The sequence below is a fragment of the Variovorax sp. GW821-FHT09D05 genome (assembly GCF_059416325.1).
The window spans coordinates 507180-533058 of sequence record NZ_JBWKOZ010000003.1 but is presented as its reverse complement, the minus strand read 5'-3'; the positions used below and the strand labels follow the sequence as shown (position 1 = coordinate 533058).

The window sequence follows — 25879 nt, the reverse complement described above, 5'->3', positions numbered from 1 at the left end:
CTTCACCTCGCTCGCCCCACGGAGGCTCACGATGCAACCCCAAGACCGCTACCTGCAACCGCACCAGGCGCGCCAGCGCCCCGCGACCACTTACGAAGACCTGCTGGGCGACGTGATCGAGCGCGCCTTCGGCGACGGCATCCACGACCTGCCAGGGCTCGTGCAGCGGCTCAACGACAGCGGCCTTGCCACGCCGGGCGGCCAGCCCTGGACCGAGGCGCTGTACCGCAAGGAAATGGCCGCGCTGGCCGCCTGAGGAGTACCCACCATGACCATCGCAATCCAACCCGTTCCCGCCGATCCGGTCGATCATCTTCTCGAGATCGGCCTGAAGGACCTCTGGTATCCGATCTGCCCCTCGCACTTCATCAAGGAGAACCCCATCTCCCTGCGCCGTCTCGGCCGCAAGATCGCCCTGTGGCGCGACGGCGAAGGTGTGCTGCACGCGCTGGAAGACCGCTGCCCGCATCGCGGTGCGCCGCTGTCGCAGGGCGTGGTGCTGGGCGACCGCCTCTCGTGCCCGTATCACGGCGTCGAGGTGCGGCATGACGGCGTCGTCACGCGCGTGCCCGGCAGCCCCGGCTGCAAGCTCGAAGGCTCGAAGGCGACTCGGCACTTCCACGTGCAGGAGCGCGCGGGTGCGGTGTTTCTCTACAACTCGAAGGAGCCGGTCGACATTGCGCCGCCGCTGATGCTGCCCGAGCAACTGACCGACGACGCCGGGTATTCGAGCTTCCTTTGCTACACCGAGTGGAAGGGCGACTACCGCTACGTGCTCGACAACGTGATGGACCCGATGCACGGCACGTACCTGCACAAGCAGTCGCATTCGATGGCCGAGGGCGACTCGAGCGCGAAGTTCGGCATTCGCCCGACCGACATCGGCTTCGTGTTCGAGAAGGAAGGCCAGCGCAACGTCAACTTCGACTGGACCGAGTGGGCTGACACCGGCATCCATTGGATGCGCCTGGAAATTCCGTACCCCAAGACCGGCGGCCCTGGCGGCAACTTCATCATCATTGGAGCCTTCTCGCCGATCGTGAAGGGCATGACGGCCACCTTCTTCTGGCGCGTGCGCAAGCTGGAGCCGGGCTGGCAGCGCGACACCTGGCGCTTCCTCTACAAGAACCGTCTCGAAGCGCGCCACTGGCACGTGCTGGAGCAGGACCGCGTGATGCTCGAAGAGATGGAGCCCGACGCCAACCAGCACGAGAACCTGTACCAGCACGACCTGGGCATCGTTCGCCTGCGCCGCCACATGCGCAACCTGGCGCAGGCCCAGCTGGCGGAAGCCGCAGCGGCCTGAGCGGGAAGCGAGCGAAGCCATGTCTTCTCCCACGCTCAACGCCCTCGTGCACACCATGCGCTACGAGGCCGACGGCATCGTGAGCGTCGAGTTCCGGCCGGCCACGCCTGCCGTGGACTTTCCTGCCTTCGAGGCCGGCTCCCACATCGACCTGCACCTGCCCAACGGGCTTGTGCGCAGCTACTCGCTGTGCAACCCATCGAGCGACCGCCAGCGCTACGTGGTGGGCGTGCTCAACGACCGCAAGAGCCGCGGCGGCTCGCGCTACGTGCACCAGCAGCTGCGCGTGGGCATGACGCTGCCCATCTCGGCGCCGCGCAACAACTTCAAGCTGGAGGAGGGCGCGGAACGCTCGGTGCTCGTGGCCGGCGGCATCGGCGTGACGCCCATCTGGTGCATGTTGCAGCGGCTGGTGGCCATCGGCAAGCCAGTTGAAATCCTGTACTGCGCACGCACCCGCAAGGAGGCTGCCTTCTGCGACGGCATCGAAGCGCTGGCGAAAGAAAAATCGGTGCAGCTGACCTGGCACTTCGACGACGAGAAGGGCGCGCCGCCCAACCTCGTCGAGCTGTTGTCGGGTAAGGGCAGCGCCAGCCACTACTACTGCTGTGGCCCCACGCCGATGCTCGATGCCTTCGAGAAGGGCTGCGAGCAACTGGGCTACGCCAACGCGCACATCGAACGCTTCGCCGCCGTGCATGCGGAGGCGCCAAGCGCCACGCAGAGCTACGTGGTGCAGTGCGCGAAGAGCGGCAAGAGCGTCGAGGTGCCGGCGGGCAAGTCGATTCTCGACAGCCTGATCGACGCCGGCCTCAACCCCGACCACAGCTGCAAGGAGGGCGTCTGCGGCGCCTGCGAAACGGCTGTGCTCGAAGGCGAGGTCGACCATCACGACGGCATCCTCACCAAGATCGAACGTGCGTCCAACAAGACCATGATGATCTGCGTCTCCCGCTGCAAGGGCGAGAGGCTGGTGCTCGACATCTGAGGCCCGCGGCCAGAGAAAAACCACTCCCGAAAATCCAATGAAAAACTACTTGATCGCGCTGGCTGCGGCCAGCACGGCTGGCGGAGCGCTGGCCCAATCTTCCCTCACGCTCTTCGGCGTGGTCGACGCAGCCGTCACCTACACCAAGGGCAGCGGCAACGGTTCGGCCCACAGGACGCAGCTGACCAACAGCGGCAACATGTTCAGCCGCCTCGGTTTTCGAGGCACGGAAGACCTGGGCGGCGGCTACTCGGCCAATTTCTGGCTGGAGATGGGTCTGCAGAACGACAGCGGCACGGGCTTTCCGTCGAACTCCAACAACCAGGCCAGCGGCAATGGCACCGCGGGCGTACTGAGCTTCAACCGCCGCTCCACCGTGAGCCTCGCAGGGCCCTTCGGCGAACTGCGGCTGGGGCGCGACTATGTGCCGGCGTTCTGGAACACCGCCATCTTCGACCCCTTCGGCACGGGCGGCGGCATCGGCGCGAACCAGATCTACTTCTCGGGCCTGGGTGGCCTCGTCGCGCCCACGGGCACGCGTGCCTCGAACAGCATCGGCTACCTGCTGCCGGCCAGCCTCGGCGGCTTCTACGGGCAGGTGATGTACGCGATGGGCGAGAACGATTCCAACTCGGTGCTGCCTGGCACGCGGGTGTCGAACGAGCATGACGGCGACCACACGGGCGCGCGCTTCGGCTACCAGAGCGGCGGGCTCAACATCGCACTGGCCACAGGCCGCACGCGTTATGCGAGCGGCGACCTGCGCGTGACCAATCTCGGCGCGTCCTACACCTTCGATGCGTCGCTCATGAACCTCAAGCTCACGAGCGAGCTGTACAAGGAGTCGAAGGGCACGACCGATGCCAAGGGCGCGCTCATCGGCTTGCAGCTGCCCATCGGGCCCGGCGAGATCAAGGCCTCGTATGCGCGCTACCGGCTGGAGCCTGTCGGCGCAACGCTGAAGCCCACCTCGTCGAAGCTGGCGATCGGCTACGTGCACAACCTGTCGAAGCGCACCGCGCTGTACGCGACCATCGCGCGCATCAGCAACAGCAATGGCGCGTCGCAAGCCCTCTCGGGCGCTATCACCGCGCCGAACCGCGCCTCCAGCGGCACCGAGTTCGGCATGCGCCACATGTTCTAGGCGCAAGGGCGCGTCACCACTCCCACATCGGCAGGACAGGTCATGCAGAGCAACAGCATCCGCAGTAGCAAGAACTTTCGTTGGTACGGCGTCATCACGCTGTTCGTGATCGTCGCGATCTCCTACGTGGACCGCATCAACATCGCGGTGCTGATCACCGATGCCGCGTTCCTGAACCATGTGGGTATCGCGGCCACCGACCGCGTGAGCCAGGGCTTCCTGGCGACGGCCTTCATGCTGGGCTACGGCGTGTCGGCTTTCGTGCTCACGCCGTTCTGCTCGGCGCTGTTCGGTGTGCGGCGCAGCCTGGTGTACGGCCTGATCCTCTGGGGCGTGGTGACGTGGGCCTCGCCGATGTTCCACAGCTACGGCATGTTGCTGGCCTCGCGCATCCTGCTGGGCGTGTCCGAGGGGCCGCTGTTCTCGCTGGCCTCGGCGTACATCAAGGCACATTTCCGCAGCGACGAGAACGGCAAGCCGAATGCCTTCGTGAACATGGGCACGGGGCTGGGGCTGGCCATTGGCTATCCGCTGGTTGGCTATCTGCTTACGCAGTTCGCGTGGGACACATCGTTCCACGTGCTCGGCGTGCTGAACATCGTGCTCGGCATTCCGCTGGTGCTGGCCTTCGTGCGCATGCCGCCGGTGCATGCCGATGGCGTGAAGCCTTCGTCGTTCGGCGAGGCGATGGCGCGCGTGGGCGGCATCGTGAAGGGCGCGCTGCACACGCGGCACCTGTTCCTCATCACGCTGCTGACCTCGGCCGCGCTGGCCTACCTCTGGGGCAGCAGCAACTGGCTGCCGACGTATCTGCGCGAAGCGCGAGGCTTTTCGATGCGCGAGATGGGCTGGCTGGCCTCGCTGCCGCAATACGCCACGGTGCTCGCGGTGTTCGTGGGCGGCGTGCTCATCGACAAGGTCGGACGCGAGCGCGTGCCATTCATCTTCATGGGCGCGAGCGCGGGTGTGGCGCTGTCGGTGCTGATGGCCATCAACGCGCGCGATCCGTATGCGGCGGCATGCTGCCTTGTAGCAGCCAACTTCTTCTGGGGCCTTCAGAGCCCAGCCATTCCGAGCACGGTGCAGTACTGCTCGCGGCCCGAGCACACGGCCAGTGCGTTCGGCGTGACCAATGGCGCGGGCAGCCTCGTGGCGGGCTTCATGCCGGCGCTGATGGGCGGCGTGATCAGCGCGGTGTCGCATGTCTCGGGCACCGCGAGCACGGCCGCTGCATCGGCGGCTTCGGCCTCGGGTTTCTTCGCGGGCTTTGCGCTGCTGATCGGCACGCAGGTCGTGGTGTTCGCATGCGGCCTCTTGCTGTGGCTGCGCGACCGCACGCACGGCGCTGCAGCAGTCTCAGGTTCACAGCTTTCCTGAGCTTTTCGAAGGCTTGTACCTTCGTACTGTGGCCACGCAGTCACAGTGCATGGGGCCGATTTCTGTCATCTGCGTGAGCAGGTGTTTCGACGCTAGAACCATCTACATAGCGCACGGCGTGCGCCGCATGTCATGACGCCATTCGGCCTATGGCGCGCGAACATTTTGAGAGAGAAAAGTTCCGCGATTCGTTGAGCTGACTTGTTCGTTCAGCTAAAACTGGCGCACATCAATGGACGAGGGAATGCGCGTGAAATCAACGACAAGAGCCGCAGAAAGTCTTGCCATAACCGACATGGTTCGTGCCGCTTCCGCTTCGCGGAAACGCACCGCGCAGATGCGCCGGCACTGAGCGCGAGCCTTCGCACTACAGCCCCGCGCTTGCATCCCATCACCCCGCGTCTGACGGGAATGGAACCTCTTACGCCTCGCATCCTGGGACCACCGCCTCGCACGCGGTGTGACCTTGCATGACTGTGTGGTCCTGACGAACGAAAGCGTTCGCCGGGAGGGCAGTGTGTTGCCCGTTTTTCTTCCCAGATAACCCCGTTGTTCATCTCATCACCGCGCGCGTCACGCGCATCGCCGGCTATCCGCCGGGCGCATGCGGGACGGCGCATGTTTCTTCTTACCAAGAGTACTCAGAGGCGATCATGAAAAAATTCAGTACCCCGGTGGTCAATCATCTTGCCATCACCGCAGTGACCCTTGCCGTTCTGACGGCATGCGGCGGCGGCGGAGACAGTGGCGGCGCTTCGCTCGGCGGTGCCGGCACCGGCCTCAGCGCACCGTCGGACTCCGTTGTTTCGGCACCCGTGTCCGACCCCACCTCGAAGACGCCCGACGACGGCGTGCCCAACGCGGCGAATGCCGCCGTTGCAGCGGTCGATCGTTCGGCCAAGCCGATGGAACTGCCCGACACCGTCTGGCCCAGCAACTACAAGCTATGGTTCCGTCCCGATGCGGCGCTCAAGACTTTCGTGGGCCGCGGTGATGTAGAGATCGAAGTGCTCAAGCCGGTCGACGCCATCGTCGTTGCCGCGCACAACCTGAACTTTGCAAAGGGCCGCACCACGCTGCGCAAGGTGTCGAGCCCTGCCGAGGCGATTCCGCTGATTCCCACGCCGCAGACGCTGGGCGACTTCGTGCAGCTGCGCCTGAACGACGGCCAGATCGCAAAGGGCAAGTACCTGCTGCACATGGAGTGGGACGGCAAGATCCAGTTCTCCGACGCCGAGTACTGCCCGCCCGCGGAGGTGGCGCGCAACCCGTTCTGTTCGGCCGCCACAGGCATCTTCAAGGTGGGCCTCTCCACGCCCGAGGGCGTGAGCAGCGATGCCATCGTGACGCAGGGCGAAACCAACTATGCGCGGCAATGGTTCCCGGGTTGGGACGAGCCGGCCTTCCGCCACACCTTCGAGATCTCGGCCGAGGTGCCGGGCGACTGGAAGACGGTGTCGAACGGCGCACAGACCGAGGCAACGAAGCTGCCCGACGGCTACCAGCGCGTGGCCTTCGAGAAGACGCCTTCGATGCCGATGTACCTGACCTTCTTCGGCGGCGGCAAGTTCGACATATTGGCCGACAACTTCAAGAACCCGCTCGACGGCAGCGACATGCCGCTGCGCTGGTTCACGCCGCCAGGCCGCGCCGACTGGGCCAAGTTCGCGATGGAGTGGACCAAGGTGTCGATGGACTACTACTACAAGTACACCGGCATCCCGCTGCCCTTCAAGAAGTTCGACACCGTCGCGGCTAACGACAGCTACAACAACAAGCCCAACACCGGCTTCGGCGGCATGGAGAACTGGGGCTCGATCTTCGAGTTTGCCGATTCGGTGCTCACCAAGCCGGGCGACACGCCCACGCTGTACTCGGTGACGGTGGTCACGCACGAGGTGGCGCACCAGTGGTTCGGCGACCTGGTCACGCTCGACTGGTGGGACAACGTGTGGCTCAACGAGTCGTTCGCGCGCTGGTTCGAAAGGCGCACCACGATCAAGTTCCACCCTGAGTACTACAGCTTCTCCGACTACGTGCTGGACAAGCACAACGTGATCGTGGCCGACCTGAAGAACACGGCGGTGCCGGTGCAGCGCAACCTCAACGACGCGGGTTCGTTCGGCTTCATCAGCCCGTCGATCTTCGTCTACAACAAGGGCAGCCACGTGCTGGAGACCATCCAGAACTACATCGGCGAAGAGGCGATGCAGAAGGGCCTGCAGATCTACCTGAAGGACTACGCGTACGGCAACGTCACGCCTTCGCGGCTGTGGAGTTCGCTGGAGAAGGCCACCGACAAGAAGGTGAGCGACATCGGCGACAGCCTCATCCGCCAGACCGGCATTCCGCTGCTCACGGTCGATGCGCAGTGCGCGGGCAACAGCACCTACGTGAACATCACGCAGGAGTCGTTCCCCAACCAGAACGTGTACCCGGCCTCGACCTGGACCGTTCCCGTCACGCTGGCATACGGCGACGCGATGGAAAAGCGCCAGACCTTCGTGATGTCGAACAACAGCACGCAGATCGAGCTACCAGGCTGCACGGCCGTGCTGGCCGGGCCGACCGGGCAGGACTACTACGTGAGCAACTACAGCGCGCAGTCGTGGAGCGCACTGCTGGCCAAGGCGCAGAGCTTTGCGAGCAACAAGCCATTGCTGCTGAATATCGAGCGCGATGCGTTCCGGCTGCTGAGCGTGGGGCGCATCACGCAGGCGCAGTACGACCAGATCAAGGGCGTGGTCAACCTGCCGGCGACCCTGCTGGCCAAGACGCAGGTGAGCCAGCAGAAGATGGCGGCGGTAGATGCCGGGGTCGAGAAGGAAGAGTACCCGCATGCGCTGCGCTTCCAGGGCAGCCTGAAGCTGCGCGAGAACGACAAGCGCTGAGCGTTGTTTGAACCGGCGCGCGCCGCCCGGCATATCGGTCGGTGCGCGCCTCATCGCACGAGGATCAACATGAACACAGCATTGAAATGGCTGGCGGCCGGGGCATCGGCGTTGCTGCTCGCCGCATGCGGCGCAAGCAGCAGCAGCGGCCCCGAGGCCGAACTGGTCGGCACCTACGCCGTCAAGCAGAACGGCGCGCTCAAGGAACTGATCAAGATAGAGAAGCAGGGCGACCGCTACGTGATGCGCGACAAGGTGCGCACGCCCGAGTGGAGCGAACCGAAGATGCAGATGAAGCCGGTCACGCGCGAGCAATGGGCTCGCATCACCACCGACAAGGAGAGCACCGCCTTCGTCGGCATGGCGAGCGAGCAGCTAGGCATCTTCAAAGTGCCGGCGGGCTGGAAGAAGAACGGCTTCCAGACTTCGACGGGCTACTTTCTCTTCTACTCGCGGGGGCCGGTGGAGGCGTACAAGCTCTGACGGCTGAAGCGCCGGTAGGTCAGGCCGCGGGCGCCACGCTCGCGCCCTCGATGCGATGGCGCTTCAGCGCATCGGCCACGAAGCCGCTGGCCTTCATCTCTTCGACGAAGGCGGCGAGCAGGGCTTGTGCCGCGGCGCCGCGGCTGGCCGGCGTGCCCATGGCCTGCTGGATCACCATGAAGCGGCCCGGCAGCACGCGCACGCCGGGTGCGCGCTGCGCTTCGCCTTCGAGCATCTGGCGGATGCCGGCCGCCACTTCGACTTCGCCTGAACGCAGTGCAGCAAGCGCCGGCCCCGCGCCCTGCAGCCGCACGATCTCGGCTGCCTTGATTTCGCGCGTGAGGAACAGGTCGTAGGCGCTGCCTGAGCCGACCGAGATGCGATGGCCCTTCGCATCGACCTGCGCGTTGTCGGCGAGCGCCGAAGCTTCGGGCACGAGGTAGCTACCCTCGATCAGCACATAGGGCGCGGTGAACAGCAGCCCTTCGCTGCGTGCCGGGTCGATGGCGAAGAAGCCGATGTCGGCCTTTTCGTTTTTGACAGCCTCGACCGAAGCCGCCGCCTTCTCGAACACCACCAGCTCGACGCCCACGCCGAGCCGCCGTGCGAACTCGCGCGCCAGGTCGATCGATACGCCTACCGGCTCGCCACTGGCCGCGTCCTTGTTGGCCAGGATGGGGTTGCCGAGGTTGATCGAGGCGCGCAGCGTGCCGCTGGGCGCGAAAGCGGAAACGAGGGCGGGGGAGATCGTCATGGCGTGGTTCGTCGATGAGAGCGGGGGATGCGCGCCAGTTTACGGTGCCGTCAGCGGCTCTAGCCCCGTCTTGGCGATGGTGGGCGCGGCAGCGGGCGAGTTGAGATAGCGGATCAGTTGCCGTGCCGCATCGGGTTGTTTCGATGCGGTGGCCACGCCGGCAGAGAACACCGTCACCTGCTGCACTTCTGCCGGCAGCGGGCCGATGTAGTCGATGCCCGCGATGGGCAACAGCTCGCTCACCTGCTGCAGGCCGAGCGCCGCGTCGCCGCGCGCTACCACTGTGCCGACGCGCTCGCTCAGGATGCGCCTGCTCTTGGGCTTGACCTGGTCTTCGATGCCGAGCTTCTTGAGCAGCTCGGTCTCGTAGTAGGTGCCGCTTGCGCTGGCCGAGTAGGCGATGGACGGGGCCGCGAGCAGCGTGCGCTTCAGCGCATCGACGGAACTGATGTCGGGCTTGGGCGCGCCCTTGCGCACTGCGAAGCCGATGGCCGAGCGCACCAGGTCGACCTGGCTGCCGGGCACGACCTTGCCCTGTGCGACGAGTGCATCGAGCGCGGGGCGAGCGAGGATCACAACGTCGGCCGGCTCGTTGCGTGCGAGGCGGCTGGGGATCGAGTCGTCGGCGTTGCCCATCGAGGCGCCGTATGCCGTCTTCACGGTGCGGCCGCTGCTGCGCTCGAACTCGGGGCGCAGGTCGTTGTAGGCGGCGGTGAAGCCGCCCGAGGTCATGACGTGGATGTCGCCACCGGCGGGCTTGCTGCCGCCGCCGAGGCCGCCGCAGCCGGCGAGCGCGAGGGCCGCAATCAGCGGAAGGGCTGCGCGGCGGGTGAGGGTGCGAAAGGAAGAAAAAAGAATGGGCTTCGTCACGATGTCTCCAGAAGGAAGGGAGCGGCGGCGTGGGCGCCGCCTGCTACTGCCATCGTAGAAGCCGTGGCTGTCATTCGGCCTTCAGCGGATTCGGGGTTATCACTGAGGGGATGACGCAGGCTCGTCGGGCTTGCCCGCGTCCGCGGCGGGCAGCCTTCCTCGCCTGGCCAGCCCTTCGCGCAGCAGGAACTCGACCTGCGCGTTCGCGCTTCGCAGCTCCTGCGCCGCCAGGCGTTCGATCTCGGCCCACAGGGCCGGATCGATGCGCAGGGGGTAGGATTTTTTTCCGGGACTGGCCATCGGGTGCGGGTAGAGAGACGGGCTTCAGGTGTACAGCGTACCGGTGTTGACCACGGGCTGCGTCTCTCGGTCGGAGCACAGCACCACCAGCAGGTTCGACACCATCGAGGCCTTGCGCTCGTCGTCCAGCACCACGAGATTGCGCTCCGACAGGCCCTTGAGCGCTGCCTCGACCATGCCGACCGCGCCAGCCACGATCTGGTGCCGCGCGCTGACGATGGCCACCGCCTGCTGGCGGCGCAGCATCACCTGAGCGATCTCGGGGGCGTAGGCGAGGTGGGTGAGCTTGGCGTCGAGCACTTCGACTCCCGCGCTGGCAAAGCGCTGGTTCAGCTCGTCCTTGAGTGCATCGGCCACCGTGTCGAGCCCGGCGCGCAGCGTGGTTTCTTCGCTCTGCAGGTCGTCGCCGCTGTCGTAGGCATAGAGAGTGGCAAGGTGGCGGATGGCCGCTTCGGCCTGGATGGCGACGAACTTGTTGTAGTCGTCGATCTCGAACACGGCCTGCGCCGTGTCGTAGACCCTCCACACCACTGCCGCGCCGATCTCCACCGGGTTGCCGCGCTTGTCGTTCACTTTCAGCGGCGGTGTGTTGAGGTTGCGTGCGCGCAGCGAGATCTTCTGGCCGCTTTGCAGCGGATTGGTCCAGCGCAGGCCCTCGGCGCGGTCGGTGCCCTGGTACTCGCCGAACAGCGTGAGGATGATGCCCTCGTTGGGCTGCAGCATGTAGAGGCCGGGGATCAGCACGAGGCCGATCACGATCAGCAGAATGCTCATGGGCAGCGGCATCAGGCGCTGCACCAGCGCCCATATGCCGACAGCGATCAGCAGCAACACCACGGCCGACACGCCGTAGCCGTTGATCGACCGATATGGGCGCTCCTTGCGGACCTTGCGCGGTGTTGTGGGGGTCTTCTCTTGCATGTAGCCTCCGTTAAAAGTGATATCACTTTAATATCTTTTTGAAGGCCGTCAAGATGTTTTCGAGGCCGATGGAGGCGCTGCCTCGATCTAGAAGTAAAGACGGCTTGCTTTACCCCGGGTTTACGGGCTCGCAACGCCCGGGACAGCTGCCGCGCCTGAAATGCGCGGTGGTCCTTCGAGGGCCTGGCATCGAAGGAACCCGCAATGATGATGAATCGACCCCTGCAGCGCTTCGCGCTTGCCGCAGCCCTTGTCGCCGTGAGCGGCCATTGCTTTGCGCAGTTCGGCGGTGGTGGTGGCATGGGCGGAGGCCGGCGCGGCACGCGGCCCGACAGCACGACGAGCCCGCGCACAGGCGATGGCCTGTCCACGCCGGCAACCGCTGCGGGCAAGATCCGCGACAAGCTCTATGACTTGCGCGTGCAACTCATGATCACGCCCGAGCAGTCACAGCTGTGGGACCGCTTCTCCGATGCGGTGTGGGACATGGCCAGCCGCGCCGGCATGACTGCCGCGGCGCCACCAGACGACCTGACCGCCGTGCAGTTCGCGCAGCAGCGCGCCATGCAGGCACAAGACCGTGCCCGGCGCACGCAGGCGGTAAGCGATGCGTTGTCGAAGCTCTACGACGCAATGACGCCCGAGCAGCGCCACACGGCCGACCAGAACCTGCCGGCCGTCATTCCCTGACCGGGCCGATGCATCGGCGGGCGATCAGGTGATGAGGTCGAAGCAGCAGCCCGCGTAGTACGGCTTGTCCCCGCCGTCGACGAAGGGCACCTCGATAGGCTTGCCCTCGTTGCGCCACACATCGCGCTTCCTGTAGCCGGAGCGCGCGAGGTCGGCCAGGAGTTCGTCGTGGTGCTGGATGCGGTACGGGCACACGGCCACGCCGATGCTGTTGAGCGTGTAGATCGTGCGCTCGGGGTGCACGGCCGTGGTGTTCATGACGATGCGCCTGGGCTTCACGGCCAGTGCGGAAAGAATCGCGTCCATGCGGGTCGGCAGGTACTGCAGGCTGCCCGACACATACAGCACGTCGCAGCCGCTCGCATCGCGGTAGTCGGTGGTGAAGCCGAGTTGCTCGGTCGCTTCGCGCTTGACGGCCATCGCTCGGCCGCTCTCGACCACGCCAGGCACGTCGCACACCGTCCAGCGCAGGGTGTCGGGGTAGCTCAGCACGCGGCGGAAGGCGTAGTACTTGATGCCGACGTGTCCGCCCAGGTCGAACACGCGCGTCAGGCCTGCATCGATGGAGCGGCCCAGCCAGAAGAGGCCGGGATAGTCGTAGAAATAGATCTGCGGGCTGTAGAGCTCGCCCGCGTCGGCATTGGCGTAGCCAACGGCCTTGGAGGGCGGTGCGCCAGCCTCGGCCGCCGCGAAGCTCTCGAACGAACCCATGAAGAGGTTCTCGTCCGTGTTGTTCAGGAACTTGCGCCTGTACGCACTTTCGCGGGGAGGAAACTGCAGAAGGCCTGAAAGCATCTATTTCTCCGGTGGCATGCCCATTCTGGGTGCAACCGGAGCATTCGAGGGCTATAGCCCAGTGCCGTTGGGGCGGTTACCCCATGGGGGTTACATACCGCTCGCCAGCGCCGCCGCAGCCGCCCGCGTTTCCACCCCCAGCTTCTCGAAGATGTGTTCCAGGTGCTTGTTCACCGTGCGCGGGCTGGTGCCCAGGATCTCGCCGATGTCGCGGTTGGTCTTGCCCTTGGCAAGCCAAGACAGCACCTCTGTCTCGCGCGGCGTAAGGGCGGCGTCGGCAAGGCGGGCCGCCGGCCCTTCGCGCTGGATGGCGAAGAGCAGCATCGTCTCGCCGAGCGCCGCTGCGCCGAGGTTGCGCACCGACAGCCGCATGCCCGTGGCGGTGCCGATGGCAATGGCCGCGCCCGGCGCGAGAGCCGGTTCCAGCGAAGCAGGCAGCAGGCCCGGCGCTACCGGGTCTTCCAGCGCATGCAGCCACAGCGCGGCCTGCGGCGAGCGCCACGCGATGCGCCCGCGCGTGTCGATGAACACCACGCCCATGCCGGCCACGTCAACCGCGTCGCGGGCCATGCGCGTGATGCGCGCGTTGCGCGCGTGCGTGTGCAGCCGCGCCAGCACCTCCTGCGCGCGGATCGGCTTCACCACGTAGTCGACGCCGCCGCACTCGAAGCCCTCGACCACGTGCGAGGTTTCAGAAAGCCCCGTCATGAACAGCACGGGAATGTGCGCCCATGCCGGGTTGGCCTTGATGCGCCTGCAGGTCTCGAAGCCCGAGAGGCCGGGCATCAGGCCGTCGAGCAAGATTGCGTCGGGCACCACCAGTTCGAGCCGCTGCAGCGCGGCCTCGCCGTCGGCCGCCACCAGCACGGTGTAGCCGCTGGCCTCCAGCGTGTCGCACAGCATGCCGAGGCTGCTGGGTGCGTCGTCCACCACCAGCACCACGGGGCGTTCGGATGATGATGGCGATTCAGGGGGTGAGGGTGTCTGCATCTTCGGCCAGTGCGTTGCGGAGGTTGTCGAGTTCGAAGCGCGTGACCATGCCGCGCAGCCAGGTGCAGGTCGATGCCGCTGCGGGCGAGGCGGCCGCCAGCCGGTCGAGCGCCGTGTGCAGGCCGCGCACATGGCCCATCTGCACGAGGCGCATGAGCTCGGCGCGGTCGTCTTCCGAAAGGGCAAGCTGGCGCGGGCGCTGCGGCGCGTCTTCTGCAGCGACGGGCGGCAATGCGTCGCTGCCCGACAGCCACTCAAGGCCGAGGTGCCGCTCCAGCGTGGCGATCAGCGCCGACTCGATCACCGGCTTGCCCACGAAGGCCTGGCAGTCGGCCGCGCGCAGCCGCTCGCTCTGGTTCTCGAACATGTTGGCCGAGACGATGATGATCGGGACGTCGCGAAAGCCCGAGGCGCGCACCGACGCGGCGGTCTGCCAGCCGTCCATGTCGTCCATCGTCAGGTCGAGCAGGATGGCCGAGGGCAGCTCCTCGCGCAGGCTGTCGAGGCATTCGGTGCCGCTCGCAGCCTCGCGCACCTCGAAGCCCAGCGGCGCGAGCATGCCGGCGAGCATCTGGCGCTGCACGGGCTGGTCGTCCACCACCAGCAGCGTGCGGCGCGCGCCGATGTAGCCCGACACGGGTTGCCGCAGCGCGCCGGCCTTGCTGGCCTGCGGGCCGGGGTCGGCCACCTCGCGCAGGTACACCCGCACGCTGAAGGTGCTGCCTTGCGAAGAGGTCGAGGCCAGCTTGAGCTCGCCGCCCATCAGCGAAGTGAGCAGCCCGGTGATCGTGAGGCCCAGCCCCGTGCCGGGCTCGCCGCGGCGGCGGCCCGCCGCACCGCGCTCGAAGGGCAGGAAGATGCGCTGGTGGTCCTGCGCCGCCACGCCGATGCCGGTGTCGACCACGTCGAAGCGCAGCACCTCGCGCCGCGCATCCACATGCAGCGTGACGGTGCCGCTGTCGGTGAAGCGCACCGCGTTCGTCAGCAGGTTGATGAGAATCTGCCGCAGCCACTTCGCGTCGGCATGCACCCATGGCGGCAACTGCCCGGCGTGCGTGAAGACGAAGGCCAGGCCCTTGTTCTCCGCCTGCGGCCGCACCATGTGCACGAGCTGGTCGAGAAAGGCCGGCAGCGCGAGCGGCGCGGGTTCGAGCTGCAGCCTGCCGGCCTCGATGCGCGCCAGGTCGAGCAGGCCGTCGATCAGGCCCAGCATGTGCTCGCCGCTGCGGTGAATGGTCTGCACCGCCTCGCGCGGCGGCGTCACGGCGTCGCCCTTGAGCAGGATCTGCGAGTAGCCCAGGATGCTGTTGAGCGGCGTGCGCAGCTCGTGCGTCATGCCGGCCACATAGCGCGTCTTGGCCTGGTTCGCGGCCTCGGCGGCTTCCTTGGCGGTCTGCAGCGCGGCATCGGTGCGGCGGTGCGCCTCGATTTCGAGGGCCAGCAGATTGTTGTGGCGGTTCGATTCTTCCTGCGCCATCTGCCGGCTCTCGCTGCCCAGCACCACCCACCACGCGGCCACAGCGGCCACGACCGAGAGCAGCGCGAACACTTTCAGGAAGGCCGTCGCCATGACCGAATCGCTGGTGCCCGCCAGCGCCTCCTGCGCGTAGACCACGCCGACCACGGTGGCCAGCAACGCGATGAGCGAGGCGGCTATCAGCAGGTAGTGCGCCACGCGGAAGTTCAGCCGCGCCGACAGCGCCGGCGGCAGCAGCGCCTGCAGCCAGCCGCTCATCTGCTCGGCCGCGCGCGAGTTGGTCTTGCAGCGGTCGTGGCAGCGCGATTCGAGCGTGCAGCACAGCGAGCAGATCGGCGCGCTGTACGCAGGGCAGTGCGCCATGTCTTCAGACTCGAAGCTGTTGTCGCACACCGAGCACTTCACGCTCTGGCCCGGCTTCCAGCGGTCGATGTCTGTGCGCGCGAGGTAGTAGCGCCCGCGCGTGCGCCAGGCCAGCAGCGGAGACACGGCCATGGCCGTCACCAGCGCGATGAAGGGCGAGAAGGCGCGGGCCCAATGCCCCAGCACGCCGGAGTAGGCCAGCATGGCCAGCGCGGCCGCCACCAGCATCGCCATCAGCCCCACCGGGTTGATGTCGTACAGGTGCGCGCGCTTGAACTCGATGGTCTTCGGGCTCCAGCCCAGCGGCTTGTTGATGACCAGGTCGGCCACCAGCGCGCCGACCCAGGCGATGGCGATGTTGCTGTAGAACCCCAGCACGTGCTCCAGCGCCGCGAACACGCCCAGCGCCATCAGCAATATCGCGATGACTACGTTGAACACCAGCCACACCACGCGCCCCGGGTGGCTGTGCGTGAGCCGCGCGAAGAAGTTAGACCACGCGAGCGAACCTGCGTAGGCGTTCGTCAGGTTGATCTTCATCTGCGAGATCACCACGAACAGCACCGTGATGCCCAGCACCCAGGCCGGGTCGCGCAGCACGTACGAGAAGCCCGTGAGGTACATCTGCGTGGGCTCGATCGCGTGGTTGGCCGGTATCTCGTGCTGCAGGGCCAGGAAGGCGAGGAACGCGCCACCCATCATCTTCAGCATGCCCGGCACGATCCAGCCCGGCCCGGCGATGAGCACCGCGGTCCACCAGCGGCCGCTGTTGGCGGCGGTCTTCTCGGGCAGGAAGCGCAGGTAGTCGACCTGCTCGCCGATCTGCACCACCAGCGAGAAGGCCACCGTGGCGGCGGCACCGAACATGAGCGGATCGAAGCCGCTGCTGTCCGAGGTGCGGCCGACCAGGCTGGTGAAGTCGGCGTACAGCTCGGGCTTTTTCACCAGCACCGCGATGAAGGGGCAGACGAACAGCACGATCCAGATCGGCTGCGTCCACAGCTGCAGCCCCGATATGAGCGTAATGCCCCGCGCCACCAGCGGAATGATGACGATCGACGACACCATGTACAGCAGCCATAGCGGCCAGTCGAGGTACATCTGCAGCGCCAACGCGAGGATGGCCGCCTCCAGCGCGAAGAAGATGAAGGTGAAGCTTGCGTAGATCAGCGATGTGAGCGTGGAGCCCAGGTAGCCGAAGCCCGCGCCGCGCGTGAGCAGGTCCATGTCTACGCCGTGCCGGGCCGCGTAGTACGAGATGGGCAAGCCGGTGAGGAAGGTGATGAGCCCCACCACCAGGATGGCCCACAGCGCATTCGAGAAGCCGTAGCTCAGCGCGATGGCGCCGCCGATGGCCTCCAGCGCCAGGAACGAGGTGGCGCCGAAGGCCGCGTTGGCCACGCGGAACTCCGACCACTTGCGAAAGCTGCGCGGCGTGTAGCGCAGTGCGTAGTCCTCCAGCGTTTCGTTCGCGACCCAGGCGTTGTAGTCGCGGCGGATGCGAAAGATCTTCTGTCCGGAGACGGATTGCATGGCTGGTTCTCGCGGCGGCGGTGGCATGGGGCAGGTACAGCAAGAAGCGCTCCCTGTGCTTCTTTCCCCTCGATGTTTTCCACCGATGTCTGGCTCGCGAGTCTGCGGGCAGGGCCGGCTCCCGCCGCTACGTTGAATGACGTATTCGCGCAAACCCGGGTGATTTCTAAAGTACCAGCCATGGTGCTCGAGGCACCGTCCGATGCACTGCGATGGTGCGCGGCTCTACTTTCCAACAACCTGCCTGGAGTTTCCTGATGTCGCGTGATTCAGATCTTTCTCTCGATGCCCTGGCATTGCGCCGCCGCCGTCTGCTGCAGGGCGCCGCCGCGCTGCCCGTGATGGGCCTGAGCGGCCTGAGCTTCGGCCAGGGGCAGTTCCCCACGGCCAAGGTCAACACCACCAAGCTCGCCGTGACCGACACCGAGGTGACGGTGGGCCAGCTGCATTCGTCCACCGGCACCATGGCGATTTCGGAGACCGGCTCCATCCAGGCCGAACAGCTCGCCATCGACCAGATCAACGCCATGGGTGGCGTGCTGGGCCGCAAGATCAAGGTCATCAAGGAAGACGGCGCCTCCGACTGGCCGACCTTTGCCGAGAAGTCGAAGAAGCTGCTGGTCAACGACCACTGCGCGGCCGTGTTCGGCTGCTGGACCAGCGCCTCGCGCAAGGCAGTGCTGCCTGTGTTCGAGAAAGAGAACGGCCTCTTGTACTACCCGACCTTCTACGAAGGCCTGGAGCAGAGCAAGAACGTGATCTACACCGGCCAGGAGGCCACGCAGCAGATCATCTGGGGCCTGGACTGGGGCGCGAAGGAGAAGAAGGCCAAGACCTTCTTCCTGGTGGGCTCCGACTACATCTGGCCGCGCACCTCGATGAAGATCGCGCGCAAGCACATCGAGAACTTCCAGAAGGGTTCGGTCAAGGGCGAGGAGTACTACCCGCTGGGCCACACCAACTTCAACTCGCTGATCAACAAGATCAAGGTGGCCAAACCCGACTGCATCTTTGCGGCCGTGGTGGGCGGCTCGAACGTGGCCTTCTACAAGCAGCTCAAGGCTGCGGGCATCACCGGCGACAAGCAATTCCTGCTGACGCTGGCCGTGACGGAAGACGAAATGACCGGCGTGGGCGGCGAGAACTTCGCGGGCTTCTACTCGTCGATGAAGTACTTCCAGACGCTGGACAACGCGAACAACAAGAAGTTCGTGGAGGCCTTCAAGGCGAAGTACGGCAAGGACGCGGTGATCGGCGACGTGACGCAGGCGGGCTACCTCGGTCCGTGGCTGTGGAAGGCGGCGGTGGAGAAGGCCGGCAGCTTCGACGTGGACAAGGTGGTGGCGGGCTCGCCGGGCATCGAGCTGAAGACGGCGCCAGAAGGCTACGTGAAGCTGGATGCGAACCATCACCTGTGGAGCAAGGCGCGCATCGGGCAGGGGCAACTCGACGGCACGTTCAAGGTGGTGGCGGAGTCGGCTGAGCTGATCAAGCCGGATCCGTTCCCGAAGGGCTACCAGTAAGCCAGCAAGCAGGCCGTCGGCCCTCACCCCAACCCTCTCCCGCTAGCGGGAGAGGGGGCAACTCCAACATTCCGGACTTCCCGCCATGACTCTGTCGGACATGATGAACATCGGCCTCATGCAGGGCTTCGCGGGGCTGAGCCTCTTCGCGGTGCTGCTGCTGATGGGGCTGGGCCTGGCGATCATCTTCGGCCAGATGGGCGTGATCAACATGGCGCATGGCGAGTTCATGACCATCGGCGCCTATTCGATCTACCTGGCCGCGCGCATCACCGAAAGCCTGGCGCCGGCGTTCATGCCGTACTACTTCCCGATCGCCATCGGGCTGGCCTTCGTCTTCGCCTTCATCACCGGATGGATCGTGGAGTGGGTGCTGATTCGCCACCTGTACAAGCGCCCGCTCGACACGCTGCTCGCCACCTGGGGCGTGAGCCTGGGCCTGCAGCAGATCTTTCGCACCTTCATCGGCCCGAAGGAAGTGAGCCCCACGCTGCCCGAGTGGCTCATGGGCTCGTGGACGCCGCATGAAGGCCTCGACATTCCGATCAACGGCCTGTTCGTGCTGGCGCTCACAGCGCTGGTCACGGGCGGCGTGCTCATCGCTCTGCACAAGAGCCGCTGGGGCCTGCGGGTGCGCGCCACAGTGGCCAACCGCACGATGGCCAACGCCACCGGCATCGACACGAAGAAGACCGACCGCCTGACCTTTGCCATCGGCTGCGGCATTGCCGGCATGGCGGGCGCGGCCTTCACCACCATCGGTTCGACCGGGCCGACCTCGGGTTCGCTCTACATCGTCGACGCCTTCCTGGTCGTCACCTTCGGCGGCGCGGCCAGCCTGTTCGGCACGGTGGTTTCGGCCTTTGGCATTGCGCAGACGCAGTCGATCTCCGAGTTCTTCATGACCGGCTCGATGGCCAAGGTGCTGACGCTGTCGCTGATCGTGCTGATCTTGATGATGCGCCCCCAAGGTCTGTTCGCCGTCAAGGTCCGCCGCTGATGAACCCGATTCCCTTGCAGGAGAACGTTCCGATGAATTTCATCAAGGCCTCGATCCAGCGCTACCAGCTCGGCAGCCTGCTGCTCCTGGTGCTGCTGCTCGCGGTGGTGCTGCCGCTGTCGCTCGACATCTTCCGCCTCAACCTCGTGGGCAAGTACCTCACCTACGCCTTCGTGGCCGTGGGGCTCGTCATGGTGTGGGGCTACGGCGGCGTGCTGAGCCTGGGGCAGGGCGTGTTCTTCGGCATCGGCGGGTATGCGATGGCGATGTTCCTCAAGCTCGAAGCCTCCGACCCCATCACGACCAAGATCCAGTCGACGCCTGGCATTCCGGACTTCATGGACTGGAACCAGATCACCGAGCTACCCACGCTGTGGCTGCCATTCAAGAGCCTGCCTCTGAGCCTTGCACTGGTAGTGCTGGCGCCGATGGCACTGGCCTGGCTCGTGAGCTTTGCGATGTTCAAGCGGCGCGTGGGCGGCGTGTACTTCGCGATCATCACGCAGGCGGTGGCGCTGATCTGCACCGTGCTCATCATCGGCCAGCAGGGCTACACGGGCGGCGTGAACGGCATGACCGACCTGAAGACGATGCTGGGCTGGGACACGCGCACCGACAGCGCCAAGTACGTGCTGTATTACGTCTGCGTCGGCTTGCTGGTGGCGAGCATCCTGCTGTGCCGCTGGGTGCAGACCAGCAAGCTGGGTACGCTGCTGCTTGCCATGCGGGACAAGGAAGACCGCGTGCGCTTCTCGGGCTACGACGTGTCGAATTTCAAGGTCTTCATCTTCTGCCTGGCGGCCGGGCTCTCGGGCATCGGTGGCGCGATGTTCGCGCTGCAGGTGGGCTTCATGTCGCCGAGCTTCGTGGGCATCGTGCCCTCGATCGAGATGGTGATCTTCTGCGCGGTAGGCGGGCGCATGAGCCTGGTGGGCGCGGTGTACGGCGCGCTGCTGGTGAATGCGGGCAAGACGCTGTTCTCCGAGAGCTTTCCGGACCTGTGGCTGTTCCTGATGGCCGGGCTCTTCATCGGCGTGACCATGGCCTTCCCGATGGGGCTTGCCGGAGTGTGGGAAGAAAAGATCCGGCCGTGGTGGAAGTCGCGTCGCCAGGCGCTGCGCGATGCAGCTGTCAAGCCGCCGGTCTCTGCTGTTGCACCTGCACCCGTGGCACCAGTCGCGGCACAACCCGAACCCACGCTGCCCGAAGGCGTCGGCAGCCAGCGCGCCTGACGACTGAACCCGGAGCCACACCCTCATGAGCAACACCGACTTCGCGCTCGCCGTGGAAGATCTCACCGTCTCCTTCGACGGCTTCAAGGCCATCGACGACCTCACGCTGTACATCGACCGCAACGAGTTGCGCGTGATCATCGGTCCCAACGGGGCAGGCAAGACCACGCTGCTCGACCTGATCTGCGGCAAGACGCGCGCAAGCGCCGGCAGCATCAAGTTCAAGAACACCGAGCTCACGAAGATGGCCGAGCACAAGCGCGTGCGGCTGGGCATCGGCCGCAAGTTCCAGACACCATCCATCTACGAGAACCTGAGCGTGTTCCAGAACCTGGAGGTGTCGTTCCCGAAGGGCCGCTCGGTGTTCGGCGCGCTGGCTTTCAAGTGCGACGACGAGGTCAAGGCCAAGGTGCAGGCGATTGCGGAAGAGATCGGCCTGGCCGACCGCCTCGACACAGAGGCCGGCCTGCTGAGCCACGGCCAGAAGCAGTGGCTTGAGATTGGCATGTTGCTGATGCAGGAGCCCGAGCTGCTGATGCTCGACGAACCCATTGCCGGCATGAGCGCGCGCGAACGAGAGCTCACGGCCGACCTGCTCAAGCGCATCTGCCAGAACCGCGCGGTGATCGTCATCGAGCACGACATGGCCTTCGTCAAGCAGATCGCGCACAAGGTCACCGTGATGCACCAGGGGAGGATCCTTGCCGAGGGGCCCATGGAGAAGGTGCAGGCGGATCCCAAGGTCATCGATGTCTATCTGGGGCACTAGATGAAGCGCTGTCGTTCAGGGCTCGCTCACGACGACGGGGTACCTTGCTCCGCGAATGTCCCCCGCCCTTCGGGCTCCTCCTTTATTTCGCTGCGCAAGGCACCCCGCCGTCGTGAGCGTTCAGAGCACTTGTTGATTGGCCGCGAACCGACGGCCTGTGCAAGCACCCCGAACACAACCCGAGAGAGTCCAAAGATATGAGCAACCTCATGCTGAAGGTAGAAGACCTGCACGTAGCCTACGGCCAGAGCGAGGCCCTGCACGGCATCTCCTTCGAGGGCCATGCCAACGAAACCATCGCCATCATGGGTCGCAACGGCATGGGCAAGACCACGCTGTTCAAGAGCCTCATGGGCGTGCTGCCATTGAAGAGTGGGCGCATCGAAGTGGCGGGCCAGGACGTGTCGCGCGACGAGAGCTTTCGCCGAGTGGCCAAGGGCATCGCTTACGTGCCGCAGGGCCGGATGATCTTTCCGACGCTGACGGTGGAGGAGAACATCCAGACCGGGCTCGAGAACTCGAAGACCCGCCGCATTCCCGAAGAAATTTACGCGCTGTTCCCCGTGCTGTGGGACATGAAGAGCCGCAAGGGCGGCAACCTCTCGGGCGGCCAACAACAGCAGCTTGCGATTGCACGTGCCCTCGTCACCGACCCCAAGGTGCTGCTGCTCGACGAGCCCACCGAGGGTATCCAGCCTTCGATCATCAAGGACATCGCCAAGGCGCTCAACGAGATCCGCAAGCTGCGCGGCATCACCATCGTCGTGTCCGAGCAGGTGCTCAGCTTTGCGATGGACGTGGCCGATCGGCTCTTCGTGATCGAAGGCGGCCGCCTCGTGCACGAGACCGCGCGCGACAAGACCGACGTGGACCACATCAAGGCCTACCTCTCCGTTTGATTTCCGTTCAACCACAACCCAACCAGGAGCCACTGCAAATGACGGACACGCTGATCAAGGTCGATCTGACCAAGTCGCCCACAGAGAACGAGTTGATTCACAACCGCTGGCACCCGGACATTCCGATGGCCTGCTGGGTCAACCCGGGCGACGACTTCATCCTCGAGACCTTCGACTGGACCGGCGGCTTCATCAAGAACAACGACAGCGCCGACGACGTGCGCGACATCGACCTGAGCACGGTGCACTACCTCTCGGGCCCCGTGGGTGTGAAGGGCGCCGAGCCTGGCGACCTGCTGGTGGTCGACCTGCTCGACATCGGCGCCAAGCAGGACAGCCTCTGGGGCTTCAACGGCTTCTTCTCGAAGAAGAACGGCGGCGGCTTTCTCACCGACCACTTTCCCGAGGCGCAGAAATCGATCTGGGACTTCAAGGGCATGTTCACCAGTTCGCGCCACATTCCGGGCGTGAACTTCGCGGGCCTCATCCACCCTGGCCTGATCGGCTGCCTGCCCGACAAGCCCATGCTCGACATGTGGAACGAGCGCGAGAAGGCGCTCATTGCCACCGACCCCGATCGCGTGCCCGGCCTTGCCAATCCGCCGTTCGCCGGCACCGCCCACATGGGCAAGATGACCGGCGAGGCGAGGGCGAAGGCCGCCGCCGAGGGTGCGCGCACCGTGCCACCGCGCGAGCATGGCGGCAACTGCGACATCAAGGACCTGTCGCGCGGCTCCAAAGTGTTCTTCCCCGTGTACGTCGACGGCGCAGGCCTCAGCGTGGGCGACCTGCACTTCAGCCAGGGCGACGGCGAAATCACCTTCTGCGGCGCCATCGAAATGGCCGGCTGGGTGCACATGAAGGTCACGCTCATCAAGGGCGGCATGGCCAAGTACGGCATCAAGAACCCGATCTTCAAGCCCAGCCCGATCACGCCGCAGTACAACGACTACCTGATCTTCGAAGGCATCTCGGTCGATGAGAGCGGCAAGCAGCACTACCTCGACGTGAACGTGGCCTACCGCCAGGCCTGCCTGAATGCCATCGAGTACCTGAAGAAGTTCGGCTACTCGGGTGCGCAGGCCTATTCGATTCTTGGCACGGCGCCGGTGCAGGGCCACATCAGCGGCGTGGTCGACGTACCCAACTCGTGCGCCACGCTGTGGCTGCCCACGGGCATCTTCGACTTCGACATCAACCCGAATGCCTCGGGCCCGGTGAAGATGATCGACGGCAGCATCAGCATGCCGCTGTCGCACGACCTGCGTTGAAAGACAGCCTGGCCATGCCCACTTACGACTACGCCTGCGGGCAATGCGGCGGCTTCGAGGCGCTACGGCCTTCGGGCCTGCGCGACGAGCCTGCCGCATGCCCCGATTGCGGATGCGCCGCGCCGCGTGTACTTTCAGCCGCACCGCGGCTCGCGCTGATGGCCTCGGGCACGCGCCGCGCCATGGAAACCAACGAGCGCGCACGGCATGAGCCCGGCAGTTCACGCGACTACGCGCGCTTCAAGCATCCGGCGGGCTGCGGCTGCTGCAGTTCGGGCAAGCGGGGTGCGACGGTGACGGCGCCCAACGGGGCCAAGTCCGCGCCTTCGAGGCGGCCGTGGATGATCAGCCACTGAGGCTGGCGTTTCATGGGGCAACCCCTATTGACCGGCTTCTTTTCAAGGCCCTGATTGTTTCAATCCTGTGAACGCCGTGGTTCATTTCGACGGCGTTTTTCAGGGCTCTTCAGGATCAAACTTCTCCTCACCAACCCATCACTTGAAGGAGATTGAAATGAATGCCTCGAAGATCCTCGCCGCTGCTGCCCTCTCGCTCCTGGCTGCTGCCGGAGCCCACGCAGAAACCTACGACGGCGTGCACGTCGTGAACTCTTCTGTGACCCGCGCTGAAGTCGCACCGCAAGCCGTTGCCGCCGCTCGTGCTGGCAATGAATACAGCGATGCCTCGGGCGCTGGCGCACAAGCCTTCACGTCGACCGCCAACCGCGCGACCGTGCAAGCCGAAGCCGTTGCCAAGGCACACGACCCGTTCGCCAGCCTCGACCGCCGCGCGTTCTACCGCGACGAAGTGCCGGCTGCGTACAAGAAGCCCAGCGTGTCGTTCACGCGCCAAGCTGGCCTGTAAGCAACCGACCACGACACCTTCGGGTGTTGCAAGAGCAAGAACGGGCCCTCGGGCCCGTTTTTTCATGGCCGATCGCTTTGTGGTTGTTGCCAAAATATACGCATTGAGTATATATTTGCGGCCCATGAACATGCCGCAACAGGTGCTCCTTCGCGACGCGATGCGTCAACTCAACATGACGCGTGATGCTTTCGCAGAGCGCATCGGCAGCCGCAGAAGGGCGCTCGACGCCTGGCTCCTGCCCGACGAATCCAATGAATTCAGGGCCATGCCCGAAGTCGCGCGGCGCTTCGTGAGCGAGATCCTGGCTTCAGATGGGCGGCGCAGTGAATATACGCAAAGCGCACATGAAGGTGCCTTGCGCCAGGCGCTGGCCACTGAAGGCTCGCACCACCTGCTGTCGGTCAGCCAGTTCAACCGCGACGCCATCGACGAACTGTTCCAGTTGGCCGACGTGATGCAGCCCATCGCGCGCCGACGCAAGGTCAGCCGCGTGCTCGAAGGGGCCGTGCTGGCCAATCTGTTCTTCGAAGCCAGCACGCGCACCCGCGTGAGCTTCGGCGCGGCGTTCTGCCGGCTGGGCGGCTCGGTGTGCGACACCACGGGCTTCACTTTCTCGTCGATGGCCAAGGGCGAATCGATCTACGACACCAGCCGCGTCATCAGCGGCTATGCCGATGCGATCGTGGTGCGGCATCCGGAGCAGGGCTCGGTCGCCGAATTCGCGCGCGCCACCAACGTGCCGGTCATCAACGGCGGCGACGGCCCGGGCGAGCACCCCAGCCAGGCGCTGCTCGACCTGTACACCATCCAGCGCGAGTTCTCGCGCCTGGGCAAGCTGGTAGACGGCGCGCACATCGCGATGGTCGGCGACCTGAAGTACGGGCGCACCGTGCACTCGCTCATCAAGCTGCTCGCGCTGTACCGGGGCCTGAAGTTCACGCTGATCTCGCCGCCGTCGCTCGCAATGCCCGCGGAAATCGTGGAGGCCGTGAGCCGCAACGGCCACGTGGTCGAAACTGCCGCCACGCCCGCGCAGGCGCTTGCTGGCGCGGACATCATCTACGCCACCCGCATCCAGAAAGAGCGCTTCGCGAACGACGAAGTGCTGGAAGGCTTTGACAACGCATTCGAGATCAACCGCGCGCTCATCGAATCGGCCTGCAAGCCCGAGGTGGTCGTGATGCACCCGCTGCCGCGCGATGGCCGCCCCGGCTCGCACGACCTGAGCGTCGACCTGAACAACGACCCGCGCCTGGCCATCTTCCGCCAGACCGACAACGGCATCCCGGTGCGCATGGCGATCTTCGCCACGCTGCTGGGCGTTGAAAAACTCGTCAGCCGCTCGATGCGCGATGCTGCCTGGACGCCACCCTCGCACATCGGGCCGGACGACAGTGTGTTTCACGGGCTCGATTGAGGCTCGCGAGAGCGCGTGG

Annotated in this window: 24 protein-coding genes; 17 read left to right on the top strand and 7 right to left on the bottom strand. The window is 65.5% G+C overall.

The annotated features are described in order from the left end of the window. The first annotated feature begins 31 nt into the window (after nucleotides 1-31). The 7 genes from AC07O3_RS10465 (at nucleotide 32) to AC07O3_RS10435 (ending at nucleotide 8189) form a co-directional block, all read left to right on the top strand. Nucleotides 32-256 (top strand): recombinase-like helix-turn-helix domain-containing protein, encoded by a 225-nt coding sequence (locus AC07O3_RS10465; RefSeq protein WP_093055826.1) that lies wholly within the window; start codon nucleotides 32-34, stop codon nucleotides 254-256. A gap of 12 nt (nucleotides 257-268) precedes the next feature. Then, nucleotides 269-1306, top strand: coding sequence for a Rieske 2Fe-2S domain-containing protein (locus AC07O3_RS10460; protein ID WP_495339240.1), 1038 nt, complete (start codon nucleotides 269-271; stop codon nucleotides 1304-1306). A 19-nt stretch (nucleotides 1307-1325) separates the two neighbouring features. Further along, complete coding sequence (locus tag AC07O3_RS10455) at nucleotides 1326-2294, top strand: PDR/VanB family oxidoreductase (protein WP_495339239.1); 969 nt, start codon at nucleotides 1326-1328, stop codon at nucleotides 2292-2294. A 37-nt stretch (nucleotides 2295-2331) separates the two neighbouring features. Continuing rightward, entirely contained in the window at nucleotides 2332-3438 is a 1107-nt protein-coding gene (locus AC07O3_RS10450) for a porin (RefSeq protein ID WP_495339238.1), read from the top strand. A 42-nt stretch (nucleotides 3439-3480) separates the two neighbouring features. Beyond that, nucleotides 3481-4815: an MFS transporter gene (locus AC07O3_RS10445; RefSeq protein ID WP_495339237.1), complete on the top strand. Its 1335-nt coding sequence runs from the start codon at nucleotides 3481-3483 to the stop codon at nucleotides 4813-4815. A 653-nt stretch (nucleotides 4816-5468) separates the two neighbouring features. After that, entirely contained in the window at nucleotides 5469-7706 is a 2238-nt protein-coding gene (locus AC07O3_RS10440; protein ID WP_093176063.1) for a M1 family metallopeptidase, read from the top strand. Nucleotides 7707-7775: 69 nt separating this feature from the next. Then, the gene (locus AC07O3_RS10435) at nucleotides 7776-8189 is read left to right on the top strand and encodes a hypothetical protein (protein WP_093055835.1); all 414 of its coding nucleotides are present in this window, start codon (nucleotides 7776-7778) and stop codon (nucleotides 8187-8189) included. A 19-nt stretch (nucleotides 8190-8208) separates the two neighbouring features. Here the strand turns inward: AC07O3_RS10435 and AC07O3_RS10430 are convergent, their stop codons facing one another. From AC07O3_RS10430 to AC07O3_RS10415, 4 genes are all read right to left on the bottom strand, one after another. Further along, entirely contained in the window at nucleotides 8209-8943 is a 735-nt protein-coding gene (locus AC07O3_RS10430) for a transporter substrate-binding domain-containing protein (RefSeq protein ID WP_495339236.1), read from the bottom strand. A 39-nt stretch (nucleotides 8944-8982) separates the two neighbouring features. Then, nucleotides 8983-9813 carry a substrate-binding domain-containing protein gene (locus AC07O3_RS10425; protein WP_495339235.1) on the bottom strand — a complete coding sequence of 277 codons (831 nt, stop codon included), beginning with the start codon at nucleotides 9811-9813 and terminating at the stop codon, nucleotides 8983-8985. Between the two features lie 99 nt (nucleotides 9814-9912). Further along, the gene (locus AC07O3_RS10420; RefSeq protein ID WP_093073590.1) at nucleotides 9913-10113 is read right to left on the bottom strand and encodes a type II toxin-antitoxin system antitoxin; all 201 of its coding nucleotides are present in this window, start codon (nucleotides 10111-10113) and stop codon (nucleotides 9913-9915) included. Nucleotides 10114-10137: 24 nt separating this feature from the next. Continuing rightward, nucleotides 10138-11034, bottom strand: coding sequence for an SPFH domain-containing protein (locus AC07O3_RS10415; RefSeq protein ID WP_495339234.1), 897 nt, complete (start codon nucleotides 11032-11034; stop codon nucleotides 10138-10140). Nucleotides 11035-11244: 210 nt separating this feature from the next. Here AC07O3_RS10415 and AC07O3_RS10410 point away from each other — a divergent pair, with 210 nt between their 5' ends. After that, nucleotides 11245-11724, top strand: a complete 480-nt coding sequence (locus tag AC07O3_RS10410) for a Spy/CpxP family protein refolding chaperone (protein WP_495339233.1) — start codon at nucleotides 11245-11247, stop codon at nucleotides 11722-11724. A 24-nt stretch (nucleotides 11725-11748) separates the two neighbouring features. On the opposite strand, the gene AC07O3_RS10405 is transcribed toward AC07O3_RS10410, so the two are convergent. The 3 genes from AC07O3_RS10405 to AC07O3_RS10395 form a co-directional block, all read right to left on the bottom strand. After that, entirely contained in the window at nucleotides 11749-12519 is a 771-nt protein-coding gene (locus AC07O3_RS10405; protein WP_093176055.1) for a TIGR04325 family methyltransferase, read from the bottom strand. 90 nt (nucleotides 12520-12609) lie between these two features. Further along, a complete protein-coding gene (locus AC07O3_RS10400) occupies nucleotides 12610-13509 on the bottom strand; it encodes a response regulator transcription factor (protein WP_093055847.1) in 900 nt (299 codons plus the stop codon). Then, entirely contained in the window at nucleotides 13487-16882 is a 3396-nt protein-coding gene (locus AC07O3_RS10395; protein ID WP_256330784.1) for a hybrid sensor histidine kinase/response regulator, read from the bottom strand. The genes AC07O3_RS10400 and AC07O3_RS10395 overlap by 23 nt, the downstream gene beginning before the upstream one ends. Nucleotides 16883-17139: 257 nt before the next feature. On the opposite strand from AC07O3_RS10395, the gene urtA reads away from it, so the two are divergent. From urtA to AC07O3_RS10350, 9 genes are all read left to right on the top strand, one after another. Next, nucleotides 17140-18405 (top strand): urea ABC transporter substrate-binding protein, encoded by a 1266-nt coding sequence (gene urtA / locus AC07O3_RS10390; protein WP_093055851.1) that lies wholly within the window; start codon nucleotides 17140-17142, stop codon nucleotides 18403-18405. Nucleotides 18406-18490: 85 nt separating this feature from the next. Next, nucleotides 18491-19405, top strand: a complete 915-nt coding sequence (gene urtB / locus AC07O3_RS10385) for an urea ABC transporter permease subunit UrtB (RefSeq protein ID WP_093055853.1) — start codon at nucleotides 18491-18493, stop codon at nucleotides 19403-19405. Nucleotides 19406-19437: 32 nt separating this feature from the next. Then, on the top strand, nucleotides 19438-20637 hold the full coding sequence (gene urtC, locus AC07O3_RS10380) for an urea ABC transporter permease subunit UrtC (RefSeq protein WP_093176050.1): 1200 nt from the start codon (nucleotides 19438-19440) through the stop codon (nucleotides 20635-20637). Nucleotides 20638-20662: 25 nt separating this feature from the next. Beyond that, nucleotides 20663-21406: an urea ABC transporter ATP-binding protein UrtD gene (urtD, locus tag AC07O3_RS10375; RefSeq protein WP_093055857.1), complete on the top strand. Its 744-nt coding sequence runs from the start codon at nucleotides 20663-20665 to the stop codon at nucleotides 21404-21406. Between the two features lie 209 nt (nucleotides 21407-21615). Next, nucleotides 21616-22305 carry an urea ABC transporter ATP-binding subunit UrtE gene (gene urtE / locus AC07O3_RS10370; protein WP_093075114.1) on the top strand — a complete coding sequence of 230 codons (690 nt, stop codon included), beginning with the start codon at nucleotides 21616-21618 and terminating at the stop codon, nucleotides 22303-22305. Nucleotides 22306-22343: 38 nt separating this feature from the next. Then, nucleotides 22344-23576, top strand: coding sequence for a formamidase (gene fmdA / locus AC07O3_RS10365; protein WP_093055859.1), 1233 nt, complete (start codon nucleotides 22344-22346; stop codon nucleotides 23574-23576). A gap of 14 nt (nucleotides 23577-23590) precedes the next feature. Next, nucleotides 23591-23932 carry a zinc ribbon domain-containing protein gene (locus tag AC07O3_RS10360; protein WP_093176044.1) on the top strand — a complete coding sequence of 114 codons (342 nt, stop codon included), beginning with the start codon at nucleotides 23591-23593 and terminating at the stop codon, nucleotides 23930-23932. A 157-nt stretch (nucleotides 23933-24089) separates the two neighbouring features. Further along, nucleotides 24090-24440: an alpha/beta hydrolase gene (locus AC07O3_RS10355; protein WP_093055861.1), complete on the top strand. Its 351-nt coding sequence runs from the start codon at nucleotides 24090-24092 to the stop codon at nucleotides 24438-24440. A gap of 124 nt (nucleotides 24441-24564) precedes the next feature. Beyond that, on the top strand, nucleotides 24565-25860 hold the full coding sequence (locus tag AC07O3_RS10350; protein WP_093055863.1) for an aspartate carbamoyltransferase: 1296 nt from the start codon (nucleotides 24565-24567) through the stop codon (nucleotides 25858-25860). Nucleotides 25861-25879: the final 19 nt, after the last annotated feature.

Bases quoted from the DNA above. Each gene is read 5' to 3' on its own strand.
- AC07O3_RS10395 (WP_256330784.1), bottom strand. From the start codon at position 16,882: ATGCAATCCGTCTCCGGACAGAAGATCTTTCGCATCCGCCGCGACTAC.
- urtA (WP_093055851.1), top strand. From the start codon at position 17,140: ATGTCGCGTGATTCAGATCTTTCTCTCGATGCCCTGGCATTGCGCCGC.
- AC07O3_RS10350 (WP_093055863.1), top strand. From the start codon at position 24,565: ATGAACATGCCGCAACAGGTGCTCCTTCGCGACGCGATGCGTCAACTC.
- AC07O3_RS10430 (WP_495339236.1), bottom strand. From the start codon at position 8,943: ATGACGATCTCCCCCGCCCTCGTTTCCGCTTTCGCGCCCAGCGGCACG.
- AC07O3_RS10410 (WP_495339233.1), top strand. From the start codon at position 11,245: ATGAATCGACCCCTGCAGCGCTTCGCGCTTGCCGCAGCCCTTGTCGCC.
- AC07O3_RS10355 (WP_093055861.1), top strand. From the start codon at position 24,090: ATGAATGCCTCGAAGATCCTCGCCGCTGCTGCCCTCTCGCTCCTGGCT.
- fmdA (WP_093055859.1), top strand. From the start codon at position 22,344: ATGACGGACACGCTGATCAAGGTCGATCTGACCAAGTCGCCCACAGAG.
- AC07O3_RS10400 (WP_093055847.1), bottom strand. From the start codon at position 13,509: ATGCAGACACCCTCACCCCCTGAATCGCCATCATCATCCGAACGCCCC.
- AC07O3_RS10440 (WP_093176063.1), top strand. From the start codon at position 5,469: ATGAAAAAATTCAGTACCCCGGTGGTCAATCATCTTGCCATCACCGCA.
- urtC (WP_093176050.1), top strand. From the start codon at position 19,438: ATGAATTTCATCAAGGCCTCGATCCAGCGCTACCAGCTCGGCAGCCTG.
- AC07O3_RS10420 (WP_093073590.1), bottom strand. From the start codon at position 10,113: ATGGCCAGTCCCGGAAAAAAATCCTACCCCCTGCGCATCGATCCGGCC.
- AC07O3_RS10460 (WP_495339240.1), top strand. From the start codon at position 269: ATGACCATCGCAATCCAACCCGTTCCCGCCGATCCGGTCGATCATCTT.
- AC07O3_RS10450 (WP_495339238.1), top strand. From the start codon at position 2,332: ATGAAAAACTACTTGATCGCGCTGGCTGCGGCCAGCACGGCTGGCGGA.
- AC07O3_RS10415 (WP_495339234.1), bottom strand. From the start codon at position 11,034: ATGCAAGAGAAGACCCCCACAACACCGCGCAAGGTCCGCAAGGAGCGC.
- AC07O3_RS10360 (WP_093176044.1), top strand. From the start codon at position 23,591: ATGCCCACTTACGACTACGCCTGCGGGCAATGCGGCGGCTTCGAGGCG.
- AC07O3_RS10455 (WP_495339239.1), top strand. From the start codon at position 1,326: ATGTCTTCTCCCACGCTCAACGCCCTCGTGCACACCATGCGCTACGAG.
- AC07O3_RS10445 (WP_495339237.1), top strand. From the start codon at position 3,481: ATGCAGAGCAACAGCATCCGCAGTAGCAAGAACTTTCGTTGGTACGGC.
- AC07O3_RS10435 (WP_093055835.1), top strand. From the start codon at position 7,776: ATGAACACAGCATTGAAATGGCTGGCGGCCGGGGCATCGGCGTTGCTG.
- AC07O3_RS10405 (WP_093176055.1), bottom strand. From the start codon at position 12,519: ATGCTTTCAGGCCTTCTGCAGTTTCCTCCCCGCGAAAGTGCGTACAGG.
- urtD (WP_093055857.1), top strand. From the start codon at position 20,663: ATGAGCAACACCGACTTCGCGCTCGCCGTGGAAGATCTCACCGTCTCC.
- AC07O3_RS10465 (WP_093055826.1), top strand. From the start codon at position 32: ATGCAACCCCAAGACCGCTACCTGCAACCGCACCAGGCGCGCCAGCGC.
- urtB (WP_093055853.1), top strand. From the start codon at position 18,491: ATGACTCTGTCGGACATGATGAACATCGGCCTCATGCAGGGCTTCGCG.
- urtE (WP_093075114.1), top strand. From the start codon at position 21,616: ATGCTGAAGGTAGAAGACCTGCACGTAGCCTACGGCCAGAGCGAGGCC.